The sequence below is a fragment of the Shewanella olleyana genome (assembly GCF_023283825.1).
GTDB classification, from domain to species: Bacteria; Pseudomonadota; Gammaproteobacteria; order Enterobacterales; family Shewanellaceae; genus Shewanella; species Shewanella olleyana.
This window is the reverse complement of record NZ_JAKILD010000002.1, coordinates 154,586-169,420: the sequence shown is the minus strand read 5'-3', so window position 1 is coordinate 169,420 and position 14,835 is coordinate 154,586. Positions and strand designations below refer to the sequence as shown.

The window sequence follows — 14,835 nt, the reverse complement described above, 5'->3', positions numbered from 1 at the left end:
CATTAAAACTTAGCACTAATACCAACTGTGAATCGTGGACCATACTGCTCAGCTGCGAGCAATTGCTCTTCAAAACGCCCATAACGGCGAACAGTTTCATCAGTTAAGTTAAGACCATCAAGAGATACTGTAAGCATCTCATTAATATCGTAACTTAAGCTCATATCCAGCTGGCCATAAGCTTCCGTAAACGTCGGTTCATTGCCAAGCGCAAGCAAGAACTCATCACGCCAGTTATATGCAAGACGTGCTTGAAAACCGAAGTTTTCATAAAACGCGACCAAGTTTCCTGAATCACTTAAGCCCGTTAAAGCAATAGTTTGATCAAAATTGTAAGGATCAAAAGACTCATCACTGTTCACAATAGTGTAGTTAGCAACGGTACCGAAACCACTCTCACCAAACATGTATTGAGCATTTAACTCCCAACCATCAACTTCACGATTTTGTAAGTTGTCCGGTGTAGCCACTTCCCATGTTATTACTGGATCTGTTGACTGGCTTAGACACGCTGGATTAGGTACATCTGATGCGTCCGGACAACCCGCACGTGGATTTACACTTGGATCACGAAGTGGATCACCATTAACATCATTAATAGAGCGATTCTCGGTACCTGCTCCAATGAAGTTTTCTACATACTTTTTAAAATATCCAATCGATGCAAAGCTGCCGTCATCAAAATACCATTCTAGAGATAAATCAAAGTTATCTGAAGTCACTGGTAATAGATTTGGGTTACCCTGTGAGGCGTTAAATGGCCCCCCCGGACGAGCATCTACATTGGTTGCAGGGAACATTGCACTGATCCCTGCACGTGCTAATGTGCGACTATATGAAAAACGTGTAATAACGTCATCGGTTACCGACATATTAAAATCAAAGTTAGGTAAAATGCGCGTATAACTACCTGTAAGTTCGTCAGACGTTGGCGTATCGTTATACACAGGACGTAACTCTTGAGGATGACGGAAATTCATCGCAATGATGCCGTTTTGGACAGAGTATGCTGTTACGTCTGTATCCTCGTAACGTACACCGACATTCATTTTGACTGGCATATCATTAAATTCAGTATCAAAATCAAATGATAAATATGCAGCTAATGTTTCTTCATTTACGCCGTTAGTTTTAATATTAGGTTCAGCAAATTTACCTTCGCTTTTAACAATATCAATAAACTGATTGACGTCATACTGAGAAATATAAGGGAATAATTGGTCAGCACCAGGGAACTGATCTGCAGTGTCACCTAACGGAACAAAACCTAAATCTAAGTCATCAAGTGGTATATCAACAAAAGAGAAAACTTCACTTAATCGCGTATCAATGGTGTAGTCAGTATTCATCACACCGAAATTGATTTTAGTGAGAGCGCTATCTGATGCTGCGTTTTCCCAAGTACCCGAAATACGGTATTGCTTAACATTGTTTTCCATCGAATAGCCGCGCTTTTGGTATAAGTCAGAAACAATATTGTCTTTGTTATACGCGCCGCCAGGTAAGTTTGAATCATCAACAATAATTGATGGTATATCACCGATAAAATCTGCACCAATCAACCCAACCGACCCAGATGGATTTTTCAAGTTAGCTAGTGTTTCAGCTGTTTGACCGTCAGGGTTCGACTCTGACGTAGAATCATGAATATCCACTTCAAAACTTAGTGTATCTGTTGCTCGCCATTCAATATTGAGTCCTAACGAATCATTCTCTTTTTGTTCGTAGTACTCCCAAGCCCAAAAGTTTAGCTCATCGTCTTGATCGCGTGGGTTCCACAATGTACCGTTAGCATTTGCCGATCCACTTGGATTATCAAACCAGAATGCTGAACGGTTGGTATAACTGGTTTGCTCGAAACGCGATATGGTGTAATCCAATGTCGCGACAACTGATTCAATGGGTTGAAGTTGTAACACAGCCTGTGCATTTTGACGGGTACGCTCTGTATCAACATGTTCTGTTTTGGCAGTCCATGGAGTCCATATGGCCTGTTCAGGATTTCTATCTGTATCGATTGCGCTTAAATCAACATTGTCACGACTGCGGTTTCTAACCCAGCCATCTGTACCGACAATATCGGTATGACTATCCCGTTCTGCATGAGAGGCAGATAATAAAAAGCCAACTTTGTCATCGGCAAATGTTTGGCTGATCATGCCTGACACTTCTGGCGTGACCGAATCACCTTTATCAACACTGGTATCGTATATCCCTTTTGCAGTAACAAATGCTTTAAATCCATCGTAATCAAAAGGTTTTGCTGTTTGGATATCAATGGTCGCGCCAATACCACCTGAAGTAATGTGAGCTTTACCGGTTTTATAAACATTGACGCCAGATACACTTTCAGCAGCTATTTCTCGGAAGTTGAAACTACGTGAAACCCCTTCTGACTGCAGCGCTGATGAGTTTGGCATTTGGCGACCGTTTAACGTTACCAAGTTAAATTCAGGTCCAAAACCCCGGACAGTGACTTTGTTACCTTCATTATTTGCACGGTCAATTGAGACACCCGCTATGCGTTGAAGTGATTCAGCTAAGTTCGTATCGGGTAACTTACCAATATCTTCAGCACTAATGGCATCAACGACACCATCAGAATAGCGCTTTGTGTAAGCTGACTTGGTTAAAGAACTTCTAATACCTTTAACCTGAATGACTTCAGTTTCTTGCGCTTGTGAATCTGAAACTAGTTCTTCAGCTTGTGCCCCAACACTTGCTGCGACCATCATCGCACAATAAACAGTACTATATTTGAACGTTTTTTGTTTCATCTTGAAAAACCTTCTTGTAATGTGATTTTGTCCCCCCAAATCCGTACACCTATCCTTAAATACAATGTAGTTAACAATAAAAAACGTGAACGAATTGTTAACAATCTGCTATTTTTTAACCAATATGTCAACGTTTTTTTGGTTTAAGTTAATTGTTAACAATTCATGATTGGTTATTTATCTTGATTTACAAGGCCTTTAAATAATGAGGAACAATAATTAAATTTATTCAATTAGCTTCAATACACAAAGTAAATTGTACTTTTAGCATGTTTATTTAACGCGTCTTCTAAAGGATGTGCATTTGTTAATACGCTTTTGTACAACAAATATAAAAGGAAACTCCCCAAACATAAGTTCGGGGAGATGATGGATGGATTGTGCTGAGATGAAGATCGTAGTAGATAAAAAGAAAATGTTATGGTGTCTCTTGTGCACCTAGAGCAGAGTTAAAACGTTGATTGTATATATCACGATTAATGGCTTTCGCGGCATTTACAAGTTCTGTATAAGGTTGATCCGTTACCGATACAAAACCCACATTATAGTTTTCACCATCATAAGCCCGCCCCGTTAACGGCGAATCAATATATTGAAACCAGTGAGCCCCAACAAAGTATTTGTTATGGATAACGCTTTTCAAGTAGTCCTGATACATCACCCCTCTATCTTTTTGCGACTCAGCAGGGACAAGTCCTGGGTGTAATAAACCTGAGTCAACAGCGCCATTGTGAAATTCACCAATAATACTTGGACGGTCAATCTCATCTAAAAAGCGCCAAAAGCCTTTATCTAAACCTTCATTGTAATAGTTATAGCTCATTACATCTGCATATTTTGCTGCTGCAGCGCGTACTTCGGGGCTCATGCCCCAGCTGGCAAACCTGGCGCCCATATATAAATGGTTTGGCATATATTCCGTCAAGGCCGCACTCACCGTTTTAAAGTAAGCTTCTGCATATAACGACAACAACATTGATAAATCGACTTCAATGGCTTTATTCACTTCTGCCAATTCAACACCTTGTACTATTTCATCCCAAGAGAAGTGTTGTTGCCATGCACTGTTAAGTGACTCTATGGTGGAATACTTATTTCGCAAAGCCACAACAAATGCCGCTTTAGCAGGGCTTTCTTCCGCGGAGCGGGTTAAGGTGTTGAGCACGATTCCATATTGTCCTTCAAGCGAGTTCATGGTTCCCCAGCTTTTTTCGTTATCAATAAACACCCCCACACACCATGGATTGTTATTCACTTCTGCGGCAATTTGGGCAACGGTTGCTTTAGTTCGTTCAGTAAAAACGGGGTCAAAAGGATCGGGTAACGGACTCCAATAATCATTGCCACTGCTGACCGTTTTGAAGTCACCAATAATCCAACCATTAGCGAAATAAGGAAAACGATTCATTTGATAATATCCTGGATCAACCCAGTTACCAAAAGAGGTAAACCCCCAACTTTGCATTCGATTAATGGTATTGTCTTTCCATTTTTCCACTAATTTTTTAGGGTCATTTTCGGCAAATTTACGTTGTAAATTTGCTCGATAAAAACTAAACGTTTCTCCAGAAGGTACCGGCCCAGTATGAACGCTACGACGATACCCGAAGTTCTGCCCTAATGGGTCATCGTAACTGGGTAACCAGCTAAACATATCACTACGCAGTGCTGACACGAGTTTGCGACTGGGTAAGGCTTGATGATCAACTTGATTTAACCCTAATGAATCTTCTGGTGTTAAATCAGTGGCTAACTTTATATTTATTAATGCAGGATCAAAATCATACCCTGTGATGGTTGAGGTATTAGCCATGCGAATATTGGCAATACCATTTGAAAAGAACAAATAGCCTTCAGGGTCAACTAATGTCCATTTATCTTGATACTTATCAACTCTATAATAGCCTGTAGCAGCTAATTGGGGACCATTAATCCATCCGTTAAACTGACTTCTGTCAGCGAGTCGTGGCGCATTTTTCAATTCGGCAATCTCTTGTGCACTTCGTTGCTGTAATTGTTCAACTGAGTTCACTTTACCGTTGAAATTGTATTTCGCGTTTTGGCCAAACTTATCCACCAAACCCACTAAATAATCACTTACTACCGCTTTAGGTGTAATTAAACGCACATTATCAAATGAGAGATGCTTATCAACTAACGAGCCGCCAACCTGAAACTCAACGGCGGTTATGTGGTGTAAATCTAAGTCTTTTTTACCGCCGCGCCATTCAATTTGTTGGTAGTCTGTGAGCCAATATTTAGGGTTTGAACGAATACCAGTATTTTGTGCTAGTTCGTCACCGCTTAACACGATGTAATAGGTTTGGGAGGAAGAAGCTGGAATAACCGTACTGCGTGATTGATGGTCTTTTTGGTCAAACGCCTTAACATAAAGTGGCGTGGACGCATCAGCATGGTTGGTAATGTCTACTGCAATAGCAACATCTTTATAAGCACTAACATCCCATGGTGATGCGGCCTGCAAAGTAATATTGGCTTTATAATTAATTTCAGATTGAAAGTTAACCTCTAGGGCACTATTACCACCGCTTTTAACTGCGGAAAACTGGGCATTTTTGGCAACAATATTGTGTAACTGATCAATATTTTCAAAGTCGAACAGCATACGTTCTAAATTGACATTATCAGCCGGAAGAATAATCTGTTTTTTAGCCTCAATCACATTCGTTGTTGTGGTTGCCGATGGAGTATTGGGGTTGCAGCCCATTAACGTCAATAAGCTCCCTAATAAAAGCGAGCCACTCAATGCACGCGCTATAGTAGAAATGTTATTAGAAACCTGAATTGAAACCTTATTTAACAAAAGTGTAGACATATCGCCTCCTGCAATATGGTCAGCTAAACAACTACGCTGATAATGGTTAATTAATGCCTTAAGAATTCACTGAATACCTGCCAAATATTAAATCTCAGTTGCCATAACCCATTGCACTGTCTTGCCAGTGAAAAATGTCTAATGATGGAATAAACAGAATGAATTAACTTAAAAATTGAAGCCTTGAGGAGACCCCTCAAGGCTTAGTACCAAATGTTGTTTTATTCGGCTTCGTTCATGTAAACGGTTTTCTTTTCTACGTATTGTTCTAAGCCATACTTACCGTCTTCGCCACCCATACCACTCATTTTCCAACCGTTATGGAAACCTTGATGCTGTTCACCCAGACCACGGTTTACGTACACCTCGCCCACTTCCATTTCAGCAATAGCTTGATGAATATAAGCAAGGTTTTTGGTATATAAATAAGCCGATAAGCCGTATTCACTGTCGTTAGTGTAAGCAATAGCGTCATCAATACAGTTAATTTTTATAATAGGTAATACTGGGCCAAACGTTTCTTCATGAACCAGAATATTATCTTGGGTGACATCGGTTAGTACTGTTGGTTCGTACCAATGCCCGCCTTCAAAACCACTTACAGTAGCGACCTTACCACCGGTTTCTAATGTGGCGCCTTGTGCAATGCTTTTTTGCACTAAGTCATCAATGTTTTTGATTTCATTGGCATTAACTTTAGGCCCCATGTCAGTGGTAGGGTCCATAGGATCACCCACTTTAAGAGCCTTAACTTTAAGTAAAAATTTATCCATAAAGGCGCTGTAAATATCTTGATGAACATACAAACGCTCAGCACAGGTACACACTTGACCACAGTTAGCAAAACGCGCGGTTACGGCATCATCAACGGCTTTGTCTAAATCAGCATCTTCCATGACAATAAAGGGGGCTTTACCACCCAGTTCTAGCATAACGGGTGTGAGGTGCTTCCCTGCTGCTTGATAAATAATTTGTCCGGCACGGGTACTGCCAGTCATGGTAATAAGCTGAGTGATTTCATTTTCACATAAATGTTGCCCAACCACTGAGCCCGTACCATTGACGATATTCAGCACACCTGCAGGAATACCTGCTTCATTAGCGATTCGGCCAAGCTCAAGTGTGGCTAATGGCGTTTCTTGAGTCGGCTTAATAACAATGCTGTTGCCAGTCACCAACGCAGGGCCAATTTTTCTACCCGCCAATGCTAATGGAAAGTTCCATGCGGTAATAGCAACAACCACACCTTTTGGCACTTTATGGATGTAAATTTTTTCGTTTTCATGATCAGATGGCAGAATATCACCTTGCAGCGTTAACGCATTATCACAGGCATACTCTACAAATGTGGCCGTGACATTCACTTCCATCTTTGCCACTTCTAGCAATTTACCTTGCTCTTTAACTAACAATTCGGCTAAACCATCTAAATTGTCGCGAATACCCGCGGCAAATTTACGTAATATTGTCGCACGTTCTCTTGGGGTCAGTTTTGCCCACGATTTTTGAGCATTTTGTGCTACTTCTAACGCATCTTGTGCATCGGCGACACAACCTTCAGGGATTTCACCCACTAACTTGCCTGTACTGGGTGAAAATACTTTAATGACACCCTCGGCTTTTGACGGTACATATTCGCCATTGAGGAAATTTACTTTGTTTCTGACTTGCATGGCTATCTCCCCATCCATCCGCCATCAACCAGTAACACACTACCATTCATGTAGTCTGATGCGGCTGACGCTAAAAATACTGTTGGCCCTTTAAAGTCATCCGGCGTGCCCCATCGGCCTTGTGGTATACGCTCTAAAATAGAAGCCGCACGTGCTGGGTCATTTCGCAGCGCTTCAGTGTTGTCTGTCGCAATATAGCCTGGTGCAATGGCATTCACATTCACCCCTTTACCAGCCCATTCATTCGCAAGCGCCTTAGTCAACTGGCCAATAGCGCCTTTACTGGCCGCATAACCCGGTACAGTAATACCACCTTGAAAAGTTAATAATGACGCAGTAAATATCACTTTACCTGAGCCACGCTCAATCATTTTTTTACCAAACTCGCGACTAATAATAAACTGCGAGTTTAAGTTAATGTCGATGATTTTATCCCAATACTCATCACGGTGCTCTGCGGCTGGCTCACGTAAAATTGACCCTGCATTGTTCACGAGAATATCAATAACATCATGTTTTGCATTCACTTGCTCAATAAAGGCATAAACACTTTTACGGTCTGAAAAGTCACACTGATAAGCTGAAAACTGACGGCCTAATGCGGTAACCGCTTGTTCAATATCAGAGCCAGTTGCTGCTAAACTTGCAGACACACCAATAATATCGGCACCAGCTTCTGCTAACGCTTCAGCCATCGCTTTACCAATACCACGGCTACAACCTGTAACCAGGGCAACTTTACCTGTTAAATCAAATTTGTTTTGCATAACCATTCCTAAATTACAGCGCGATAATTATTGTTGTTCACATGACACTAATGCTTTCATGCCTATAGGATTGTTGTCCATACTAGCAAATGCATCGCCAATGTCAGATAACTTACTGATCGATGTGATAAAAGGTTTTAGATCAACTTTGCCAGAAGCCACTAACTCTACTGCCATTTCAAAATCAGCATGTTCATAAACGCGTGCGCCTAATAGCTCTAATTCTTTCCAGAAAAATTGGAACAGATCAACCTGTGGTTTTTGCGAATGAATCGCCACCATACAAATTCGCCCACGAACTGCCGCTACCTGTACCATTGCATCCACAGCGGGCTGAACACCCGACACCTCAAACACCGCATCTGCACCTTTTTGATTAGACCACGGCTTAACAAATGTTGCGATATCATCAGTGATAGGGTTGATGGTTTCGATGCCATACTGCGCAGCAAACTGGCGACGGTTTTCATTCGGTTCAGAAATAAGCACATGTGCACCTATCGACTTAGCGACTAAAGCAACCAATTGACCAATCGGGCCGCCACCCAGTACCACAACATGCTCGCCAGACTTAACACGCGCTCTGCTTATGTCATGACAGGCTACCGCTAAAGGCTCAATTAACGCGCCTTGTTGTAAGTCAACATTGGCAGGTAATTTATGTAACGTGCGTGCCTTTACTGTCCAAGAGTTTTGGAATGCGCCTGGAGTATCAATACCCATAAACTTGAGGTTATGGCACACATGAGAGTGCCCAGCATGACACGCAGGACAGTCGCCGCAATAGTCGAGTGGACGCACCACAACTCGCTCGCCAACTGCAAATCCGCTGACATTTTTACCGATTTCGGCCACGGTGCCCGATATTTCATGGCCAATAGTGTGAGGAGGCTTAACGCGTGCATCCATCACCCCGTGATAAATATGCATATCTGTGCCACAAATTCCGACAAAGCCAACATTAATACGCACTTCATCGTCTTTAGGCTCGATAGGAGATGCATCAATGATGCTAAAAGTTTTATTACCAATATATTGTGCAGCTTGCATATGTTTTGCCTTATGACTGAAGAATTAGATAGGGATTAAGTAATGTTTGGTCAAATTCAACGCCAGTGCCAATAAGATCAGGCACACACGCTTTACCTTGTTCAATTTTAAGCGGATGGGTTGTATATTGATCGATTGGGAATGAATGTACTTCTAAATAGCCTGCATTAGGTTGAGACGCTAATAATGAAACGTGTAGCTCATGCATGCCATGACTACAAACAGGTAAATTATTGGCATAAGCTAGTTGTGCTACTTGTAACCACCCCGTAATACCGCCAATATTTGAAGCATCGGGTTGTAAAAAACCCAGTTTTGATTGCGCAATTGCATAGGTGAACTCATGAATAGTATGTAAGTTTTCACCCATTGCTAAAGGAATGTTAGTGGCATCAGCAATGTTAGCGTAGCCCATGTAATCATCAGGAATAGTCGGCTCTTCAAACCACTTAATATCACAATGCTCGATAGCGCGAGAAAAGCGAATGGCTTGCTCTGACGTTAGCGAGTAATTAGCATCCACCATAAATGTCACATCAGGCCCTATGAGCTTTCTGACCGCTTCAACACGACGAACATCTTCCTTATAGTCAGCTTTACCTACTTTTATTTTTACAGCTTTAAATCCAAGGTCTAAATAACCTTTAATATTGTCGAGTAGTTTTTGCTCAGAAAAATTCAAATCAATACCACCAGCATAACAATTCACACGCTGACTGACGCCACCAGCAACTTGCCATAAAGGTTGATTAATACGTTTACATTTAATATCCCATAAGGCGATATCCACTGCTGAAATAGCAAAACTAAGCAAGCCACCGCGGCCAACATAGTGAAAATGCCACTGTAACTGATCCCAAATACGATAAATTTCAGCACTGTCCTGGCCGAGTAACAGTGGTTTCATTTCATCATTAAGCAATGAAAATATTGCACGACCACCTTTTCCACTCGTATAGGTATATCCGACACCTTCGAAACCATCGGCTGTTGTTATGCGCATTACAATCAATTCAAAATGGGTATGGTCTCCATGCTTAGCGTCTGAAAGTACTTCTGCTAATGGTACTTGATAGTACTCAACTTTTATCGCTTCAATTTTTGTCATCTCATTAGTCATATGTAGACTCGCCACCTGATATGATTTACGGTTTATTGTTAACAATTTACACTCACACCTGCACAATGTAAAGCATAAGTTAAAAGTTAACGTGCGTTGATTAACAAAAATTCAAACATTAAACCGAGATCCTATGGTGATTATTTTTACCCGTTAATCTTTAGAAACTGTTTACTAATTGCAGCCTCTTGTTTATTGTTAACAAAATAACAGTGAGGTTACCTATGAGTAAAAAACGGATTTCTGAACACATTATCTCTCTTACCCTTTTAACCATTCCCACAATTACAGCGATGAATATTATGCACGCTGTTGCTGCCCAACCGATGACACCTTTTTTTAAAGAAGTGACAGAAAAAAGTCAGCTAAGTTCTTTTCCTGCTTGGAAATATGGTGGGCCAGCGACAGTTGATTTAAATAGAGATGGTAGCTATGACTTACTGTTAACCAATCATGACCAATGGCCAACTCAGTTATTTTATGGCAGCAAGGAAGGCACCTTTACCGCAGGACAACACTTACTTGGTCAAGCTGATGTTCATGGTATTTCAGCCGGCGATTACAACCAGAATGGAGAAGTTGATGTGATAATCACCTTAGGCGGAGGTAATGGTACCAGCCCTCAACCCCCAAGGTTATTCAAACAACATCAAGGACAATTTATTGATGTTACCGCTGAAAGTGGACTGGCAAACATGGGAGCAAGGGGGCGCTCTGCACGTTGGTTAGATGTGGATAATGATGGTGATTTAGACTTAATTCAAATTAACGCAGAAAAAATGGTAAATGAAAATGTCCCTCGTAATTTGTTATTTATCAATCAAGGTAATGGGCAATTTGTATACCATTCTAGCCCGTTGTTTGAAGATATTGATGCCGAAAAAGTACTGGTTACTCAGCTAAATGATGACCAATACCCCGACCTAATAACGTTCAATGCCTATTCCGCATTACAAATATGGTTAGGACAAGCCGAAGGCCAATATATCAATGGTACCTCTCAGTACTTGCCACCACATCTGCAAGACATTGAGTTTGTCACTGCTGTGGCTCAAACAGATATAGACAACGATGGTGATGTTGATTTGTATTTGGCAAGAGGAAAGTCATATTATCAAATAGCGAATAACGCGCTGTCTTTTGACGAAAAACTTACAAGACTGGATATTCGTGATGAAGGCAATAAAAGTCAAGATGGTATCCGTTTTACGAGTAAAGGGCCTATTACCCTAACAGATTTTTACCATTTTCCTCGCGGACCTAAGCTCATCAAATTACCAGTATTTATTGGTGATACCCCAGCCCGTATTAATCCGCCTCAAACACCTGTGATGATCAGTCCAGAGTTAGCAGTAGGCAAAACCAGTATTGATATGTCAGGTTGGTATCTTCAATATTTAGGCATTGTTAAACAAGGGCAAAACTTAGGGCAACATCAATGGCGTCTTGACTGGAAATTAAATGATAATTTAGCTTGGGACATCAGAGCATCTATTGTGGGCGTTACCTCAGTACAACCCAACTGGAAGCCGCAGGAACTCGGGGTCGATGACATATTGTTATTAAATGATAACGGACGCTTTACCGATATATCATCTCGACTTCCGCCTCAATCAAAAGATAATAATTGGGGCGTAATCAGCGCCGATTTTGATAATAATAGTTACCGTGATTTCTTTGTTTATCGCTTTGGTGAATTAAATCAAAGAACTGAAGATATATTGTTGCTCAATAATCAAGGGGAATTTGAACAAATTATTCAACATGGCGCCACAACCTTAGGCACTCAAGCTCATGGCGATATGGGGGCTGCCTTTGATATGAATCACGATGGTTTTGTTGATATTATCAGTGGTGACGATGATAACGGTCAGTGGCATGTGTTTAAGAATCGAGTTAATCATGCCAAATCCATCGAAGGTAAAAGTCATTTTATTAATATAAATGTGGGATACAGCGACAGCGGCATTGATCCAATAGGCGCAAAAGTTGTGATAAATTATCAACACACTGAAGATAATAAACCTGTCACACAAACCTTTACGGTTGGTTCAGTGAGTGCGGCTCATTCACAAAGCTTGATGAACCTAGTCCATTTTGGTTTAGGTGCTACGTCTGTCGTTAATAGTATAAACGTAACATGGCGAGATAATAGCCAGCTGCAACAACACAATATTACCGCTGACCAATGGTTACAAATGGGCAACTAGTGCCGGTCACTCTTCAGTCAGGTAAATTGCCATCGTGTCATTGCTATAGCGTTATTGCCCAAATGTCATTGCGATAGTGTAAAAACAACATTGCCCGATAACTATTCGTTATCGGGCAATCATCTATCCAATGTTAACTATCAGACTTACCTAACAGACAACGACAGCACTTGTGCGCCCTGCTCTGCGGTGCAAATAAATACGGAAGCCGTTAACTGACTTTGCTGGGTATATTGTGCATCAATCGCATTGACGACTCGGTCAACTAGGTTTGCAGGTAATATTGATACCACACAGCCACCAAAGCCGCCACCGGTCATTCTCACACCGCCTAACTCACCCATCTCGGTTTTCATTATGTCGACTAATACGTCAATTTCTGTAACGGTTATTTCAAAATCATCCCGCATTGAAGCATGAGACTCCGCCATTAACTTTTGCAATACGGGCATATTACTGGACTTCAATGCTTCGGCTGCATCAAGGGTACGTTGATTTTCGGTAATAATGTGCTTAGCACGCTTGGCGGTCACAGGGTTTAACTCTGCTTGTCGTAAATTAAATTCATGTATATCAACATCACGAAGCGCCTTTACCCCAAAAAATTCGGCAGCCTGTTCACACTGTAATCGCCGAGTATTGTATTCACTGTCCACTAAACCGCGTTGTTTATTTGAATTAACAATTAATATGCGCCAATTATTAGGAATTATAACCGGGGTGGTGTGTAAAGAGCGGCAATCAATCAGCAATGCATGATCTTTCTCAGCTTGTGCTGAAATTAATTGGTCCATAATGCCACAATTACAGCCAACAAACTGATTTTCAGCTTGTTGTGCATTTAGCGCAATCTCTTGGGATGTCAGAGGTAAATCGTATAGTGATTTAAACGTCATCCCTATCACCACCTCCAACGCAGCTGATGAACTTAACCCTGCACCTTGAGGCACATTACCACTAACCACAATATCAGCACCGCTAAATTCAAGCCCTCTTAAATGCAAGTGCTTAACCACGCCACGAATATAATTAGCCCAAGTTTGATTCGATGGCTCTATGTTTGCACCAATCAAAAACTCATCTTCGGCATTATTATAATCGACCGATATTACCCTAACCAAATTATCATCACGTGGGCTGGCAGCAACTACTGCAGCAAAATTTATTGCGCAAGGCAATACAAACCCATCATTGTAATCAGTATGTTCGCCAATTAAATTAACCCGACCTGGCGCTTGCAATAAATGACTAGCCTGATAACCAAACGCGTTAGAAAAGGTGTTACTGACGATATTTATCAATTCATTATTCATGGTTGGCCTGCCAGTTATCACGAGTGAGATTTATAATGAACAGCAGACACACCTCTTAAGCGTTCTGCTGCTTGTTCTGGCGTGAGATCACGTTGAGATTCAGCCATCATTTCATAACCCACCATAAATTTACGAACCGTTGCTGAACGGAGTAAAGGTGGGAAAAAACTCGCATGTAATGTCCATTCAGCATGCTGGCGGCCATCAAATGGTGCACCATGCCAACCCATAGAATATGGAAATGAACAGTTGAACAAGTTGTCATAACGAGTGGTAATCTGTTTAACAATGTCAGCCAAAGTAACTTGCTGTTCAGTGGTTAAATCGACCATTGTTTGAATTGCAAATCGGGGAAGTAACAAGGTTTCAAAAGGCCACGCGGCCCAGTAAGGAACCACAACAACCCAATCTTCATTACTGACGACAACCCGTGTTTTTTCAGATAGTTCTCGCTCAACATAATCGTTAAGTAAGTTACTATTGTGCTGCTCAAAATAGTTTTTAAAAGCGCTATTTTTTTTGTTCGCTAAAGTCGGAAGTTGGTTTTGTGCCCACACTTGACCATGAGGATGAGGGTTTGAGCACCCCATTACAGCACCTTTATTTTCAAACACTTGTACCCATTGATAATGCTTGCCTAACTCTTCAGTTTGCTGTTTCCACGCTTGTACAACATAGGTTAACTCTTCAACTGAAAGCTGTGGCAAGGTTTTGCTGTGATCAGGAGAAAAACAAATCACTCGACTGACACCCTGTTCAGTATGCGTTTTAAATAACGGGTCATCTTGTACAAACTTTACTGTATCTTTTTTCAAAGCAGCAAAATCATTCTCAAAAACATAAGTTTTAGAATAAGATGGATTAATTTCACCATTGATTCGAACATTACCAGCACATAAGTAACACTCTTGCTCGTAGGGCTTTTTTTCTTCTTCATCCACATTTTCAACCTGCCCTTGCCAGGGGCGTTTTGCACGATGAGGCGACACAAGTACCCACTCACTCGTCATAGGGTTATATCGACGATGAGGGTGTTCTGTTGGGTCAAATAGATTACTTTCTTGCTGCATGATTACCTTCTCAAAATAT

At 41.2% G+C, this 14,835-nt stretch carries 9 protein-coding genes; 1 reads left to right on the top strand and 8 read right to left on the bottom strand.

Features of this window, described 5'->3' with window-relative positions; genetic code table 11:
- Window positions 1–2: 2 nt before the first annotated feature.
- From L2735_RS02265 to L2735_RS02240, 6 genes are all read right to left on the bottom strand, one after another.
- Window positions 3–2,777, bottom strand: a complete 2,775-nt coding sequence (locus L2735_RS02265) for a TonB-dependent receptor (protein WP_248983156.1) — start codon at window positions 2,775–2,777, stop codon at window positions 3–5.
- Between the two features lie 418 nt (window positions 2,778–3,195).
- Window positions 3,196–5,613: a beta-galactosidase gene (locus tag L2735_RS02260; RefSeq protein WP_248983155.1), complete on the bottom strand. Its 2,418-nt coding sequence runs from the start codon at window positions 5,611–5,613 to the stop codon at window positions 3,196–3,198.
- Between the two features lie 221 nt (window positions 5,614–5,834).
- Entirely contained in the window at window positions 5,835–7,286 is a 1,452-nt protein-coding gene (gene aldA, locus L2735_RS02255) for an aldehyde dehydrogenase (RefSeq protein ID WP_248983154.1), read from the bottom strand.
- 2 nt (window positions 7,287–7,288) lie between these two features.
- On the bottom strand, window positions 7,289–8,053 hold the full coding sequence (locus L2735_RS02250) for an SDR family oxidoreductase (RefSeq protein ID WP_248983153.1): 765 nt from the start codon (window positions 8,051–8,053) through the stop codon (window positions 7,289–7,291).
- A 27-nt stretch (window positions 8,054–8,080) separates the two neighbouring features.
- Window positions 8,081–9,103, bottom strand: coding sequence for a zinc-dependent alcohol dehydrogenase (locus tag L2735_RS02245; protein ID WP_248983152.1), 1,023 nt, complete (start codon window positions 9,101–9,103; stop codon window positions 8,081–8,083).
- A 10-nt stretch (window positions 9,104–9,113) separates the two neighbouring features.
- Window positions 9,114–10,223 carry a mandelate racemase/muconate lactonizing enzyme family protein gene (locus tag L2735_RS02240; RefSeq protein ID WP_248983151.1) on the bottom strand — a complete coding sequence of 370 codons (1,110 nt, stop codon included), beginning with the start codon at window positions 10,221–10,223 and terminating at the stop codon, window positions 9,114–9,116.
- A gap of 224 nt (window positions 10,224–10,447) precedes the next feature.
- Here L2735_RS02240 and L2735_RS02235 point away from each other — a divergent pair, with 224 nt between their 5' ends.
- Complete coding sequence (locus L2735_RS02235; RefSeq protein WP_248983150.1) at window positions 10,448–12,433, top strand: CRTAC1 family protein; 1,986 nt, start codon at window positions 10,448–10,450, stop codon at window positions 12,431–12,433.
- A gap of 146 nt (window positions 12,434–12,579) precedes the next feature.
- Here the strand turns inward: L2735_RS02235 and galK are convergent, their stop codons facing one another.
- Together galK and L2735_RS02225 are read right to left on the bottom strand one after the other, a co-directional pair.
- Window positions 12,580–13,746: a galactokinase gene (gene galK / locus L2735_RS02230; RefSeq protein ID WP_248983149.1), complete on the bottom strand. Its 1,167-nt coding sequence runs from the start codon at window positions 13,744–13,746 to the stop codon at window positions 12,580–12,582.
- Between the two features lie 17 nt (window positions 13,747–13,763).
- Window positions 13,764–14,816, bottom strand: a complete 1,053-nt coding sequence (locus L2735_RS02225; RefSeq protein ID WP_248983148.1) for a UDP-glucose--hexose-1-phosphate uridylyltransferase — start codon at window positions 14,814–14,816, stop codon at window positions 13,764–13,766.
- Between the last annotated feature and the right edge of the window lie 19 nt (window positions 14,817–14,835).

Bases quoted from the DNA above. Each gene is read 5' to 3' on its own strand.
- L2735_RS02265 (WP_248983156.1), bottom strand. From the start codon at position 2,777: ATGAAACAAAAAACGTTCAAATATAGTACTGTTTATTGTGCGATGATG.
- L2735_RS02250 (WP_248983153.1), bottom strand. From the start codon at position 8,053: ATGCAAAACAAATTTGATTTAACAGGTAAAGTTGCCCTGGTTACAGGT.
- L2735_RS02235 (WP_248983150.1), top strand. From the start codon at position 10,448: ATGAGTAAAAAACGGATTTCTGAACACATTATCTCTCTTACCCTTTTA.
- L2735_RS02260 (WP_248983155.1), bottom strand. From the start codon at position 5,613: ATGTCTACACTTTTGTTAAATAAGGTTTCAATTCAGGTTTCTAATAAC.
- L2735_RS02245 (WP_248983152.1), bottom strand. From the start codon at position 9,103: ATGCAAGCTGCACAATATATTGGTAATAAAACTTTTAGCATCATTGAT.
- L2735_RS02240 (WP_248983151.1), bottom strand. From the start codon at position 10,223: ATGACTAATGAGATGACAAAAATTGAAGCGATAAAAGTTGAGTACTAT.
- galK (WP_248983149.1), bottom strand. From the start codon at position 13,746: ATGAATAATGAATTGATAAATATCGTCAGTAACACCTTTTCTAACGCG.
- aldA (WP_248983154.1), bottom strand. From the start codon at position 7,286: ATGCAAGTCAGAAACAAAGTAAATTTCCTCAATGGCGAATATGTACCG.
- L2735_RS02225 (WP_248983148.1), bottom strand. From the start codon at position 14,816: ATGCAGCAAGAAAGTAATCTATTTGACCCAACAGAACACCCTCATCGT.